A 2,327-nucleotide genomic window follows, 5' to 3' on the forward strand; every position below is an offset into this window, starting at 1 on the left:
AACCTTTGTAGCACAAGGCTTTCAAGACTCGGTTAACAATTTGTAATATTCCTTGTTGACACCCTTACTGACAAAGAAAAAACTGAAATCAAGTCAGGATAAGGGTTGGAGTGCTTACTGCAAAAATTGTTAAGAAAGATCTGACTAATGGATAGCTTATCAAGGGGGGCAGGGGGGATCAGAGGCAAAATCTATCTTCAATTGAATTATAACTACTTACTTATTATCGATAGCTAATGAGAGTAAACTGCAAAAAAACTCTGCACCCATCCGCAAAAGCAACAGAAAGAGTGCAAAAATTAAGACAGGAATATTGGGATAAAAGTCTAGATGTGGATAATGAATTTTTGATGGGTCTGATTTCCTCCTAGGCTTTAGGTCTTAAATAAACTAGAGACTGTTGCCAAATTAAAGTGGGTTTATCGTAGTGATCGACTAGGTATAGACAGTTAGCATCTTGCCAAAGGATGCGACCAACGAGGAGATCATCGGTGCTTAACTTAATTTCTACTTCCCGTTTCTCTTGAATATAGCTCTGTACTTGTTTAATACTCGGCAGACCAGGATCAAATTGAGACATAATGAGTTTATCGATGAGGTGTTCATCCTCTATTATTCCTGTTGAGCAGCTTTTATTGACCATGAAAATCCCCTTCACCAAATATCAAGGCCTGGGCAATGATTTTATTTTGATAGATAACCGTCACAGTCCCGAACCCCTGATCACACCAGAAATAGCCGTGGCTATGTGCGATCGACATTTTGGCATCGGTGCCGATGGCGTGATTTTTGCGCTTCCCGGCCAAGCAGCAACCGACTACACCATGAGAATTTTCAACTCTGATGGTTCGGAACCGGAAATGTGTGGTAACGGTATTCGCTGTCTAGCCCAATTTATCGCCCGTTTAGAGGCTAACAACACCATTGGCCGCACCTATCGCATTCATACTCTAGCAGGAACGATAATTCCCCGTTTAGAAGCTAATGAACAGGTAACGGTCGATATGGGACCGCCGCAATTACTAGGCAGTGAAATCCCCACCACTTTGGTCAATGGATCAGAAAAAGTCCTCGCGGTTCCCCTAGAGGTGGAGGGTAAAGATTGGTTAGTTACTTGCGTTAGTATGGGTAATCCCCACTGTGTCACTTTTGTGGATGATCTGGCCTCTATTCCCCTAGAAACTATCGGGCCAAAATTTGAGCATCACCCGGTTTTTCCCCAACGGACTAATGTGGAGTTCGTGGAGGTAATCGCGCCGGATTATATGAAGATGCGTGTCTGGGAAAGAGGAGCGGGAATTACTCTCGCTTGCGGTACTGGTGCTTGTGCTGTGGTAGTGGCGGCCCTGTTAACGGGGAAATGCGATCGCATCTGTACCGTGGAACTCCCCGGTGGTTGTCTTCAGATTCACTGGTCTCAAACCGATAACCGGGTTTACATGACAGGTCCTGCTAAAGCTGTTTTTGAGGGCATTTATGCTATCTGAATCACCCCGTCTGGACGGGGACTGAACTCCCCGAACAGCGCGACGGGATTGTTAATTCTTAGAGACTGGTAATCCAAGCAATAATTCCTTTACCGGTTAACACTTCAATGGCCAAAAGAGAGACAAAGCCAATCATAGCTAGTCTGCCATTCAATTTTTCAGCTTTTTTGGTAAAACCGAGACCGCTGGAACTATCAACGTACATTTTCGGTTCGACAGCAAAATTATTCAGTCTTCCTTGTTCTTCGGTGGTGTAGCCGCGGGCAGTCATGGGGAGGCTCCTTTTGTATGCTTGTGTTAAGAAGTGTAACACATTGTTAAGTTATGTTGCAAATTTTAACAAAAAATTTTTGGGGACTCAGAAAACCTCGATCGGGTAGGCTGTCAGGGTAGTGCTATAGTTCTATCTCCTCTGGGTTTATCGATGAAATTTTGCCTTTTTCTTGACAAATTAGTCAGATTGTGGTACCAAAGAGGTATAAACTCGATCGCCTAATCAGGGAAAAGACAAAAACTATCTTAAGGTCGCCAGAGAAGTCCCGTTAAACCGTACAGGAGTTAGCGGGGGATAAATTGCCGTCAAAAGCGAACCAGATTTTAGGGAGTCAACTGACCTTGAGTGAAGATACTAGAAAGGGTAAGTGTGGGGAGAATAGGGGAAAACCGCTAGGAAAAACCCGAATAAAATCTTAAGATACGGAGTGCCTAGTAGCCGTAACGATTGCGCTCACTGTTTTTGTAAATTCTATGGCAGAGATTAGCCCAGAGATCAACCTCATGCAGATAGCGACTATACTCAACCAATATCGATTTGAAATGAGAGGATATAAAGCGCAAGAA

The 2,327-nt window shown here is 43.7% G+C and carries 3 protein-coding genes; 1 reads left to right on the plus strand and 2 read right to left on the minus strand.

Going from position 1 to position 2,327, the window contains the following annotated elements:
• Positions 1-367: 367 nt before the first annotated feature.
• Positions 368-580: an Hfq-related RNA-binding protein gene (locus PX484_RS11260; RefSeq protein ID WP_002733331.1), complete on the minus strand. Its 213-nt coding sequence runs from the start codon at positions 578-580 to the stop codon at positions 368-370.
• Positions 581-641: 61 nt separating this feature from the next.
• On the opposite strand from PX484_RS11260, the gene dapF reads away from it, so the two are divergent.
• Complete coding sequence (gene dapF, locus PX484_RS11265; RefSeq protein WP_287765842.1) at positions 642-1,487, plus strand: diaminopimelate epimerase; 846 nt, start codon at positions 642-644, stop codon at positions 1,485-1,487.
• A gap of 58 nt (positions 1,488-1,545) precedes the next feature.
• Here dapF and PX484_RS11270 read toward each other — a convergent pair whose 3' ends face one another.
• Complete coding sequence (locus PX484_RS11270; protein ID WP_002801686.1) at positions 1,546-1,758, minus strand: CAB/ELIP/HLIP family chlorophyll-binding protein; 213 nt, start codon at positions 1,756-1,758, stop codon at positions 1,546-1,548.
• Positions 1,759-2,327 lie beyond the last annotated feature (569 nt).

Origin of the sequence: Microcystis sp. M49636_WE2 (assembly GCF_030065375.1) — a bacterium.
Taxonomy (GTDB): Bacteria; Cyanobacteriota; Cyanobacteriia; order Cyanobacteriales; family Microcystaceae; genus Microcystis; species Microcystis aeruginosa_C.